Here is a 494-nt window from a genome sequence, read left to right as displayed (position 1 = left end):
TCGGCGCCACCGGCGCCACCGGTGGCCTCGGCCCGACCGGGCCCATCGGCCCGCAGGGACTCAACGGCATCAACGGCACCAACGGCATCGACGGCCTTACCGGCCCGACCGGCGCGACCGGCCCGCAGGGACTCAACGGCACCAACGGCATCGACGGCCTTACCGGCCCGACCGGCGTGACCGGCCCGCAGGGGCTCAACGGCACCAACGGCGTCGACGGCGCCACCGGCCCGACCGGCCCGCAAGGTATCGAAGGCGCCGACGGCTTCGGCGCCACCGGCGCCACCGGTGGCCTCGGCCCGACCGGGCCCATCGGCCCGCAGGGACTCAACGGCATCAACGGCACCAACGGCATCGACGGCACGGACGGCGCCACCGGCCCCACCGGCCCGCAGGGACTCAACGGCACCAACGGCACCAACGGCATCGACGGCACGGACGGCGCCACCGGCCCCACCGGCCCGCAGGGACTCAACGGCACCAACGGCATCGAC

1 pseudogene is annotated in these 494 nt (G+C 75.5%); it reads left to right on the top strand.

The window, feature by feature from the left end:
• Positions 1–494 (top strand): annotated as a pseudogene (locus ACFYXB_RS18815) (hypothetical protein); the annotation flags it as partial.

This window comes from Streptomyces sp. NPDC002619 (genome assembly GCF_042889305.1).
In the GTDB taxonomy this organism is placed as follows: domain Bacteria; phylum Actinomycetota; class Actinomycetes; order Streptomycetales; family Streptomycetaceae; genus Streptomyces.
Note: the sequence above shows the minus strand (reverse complement) of the source record. Positions and strands in the feature narration are given on the sequence as shown.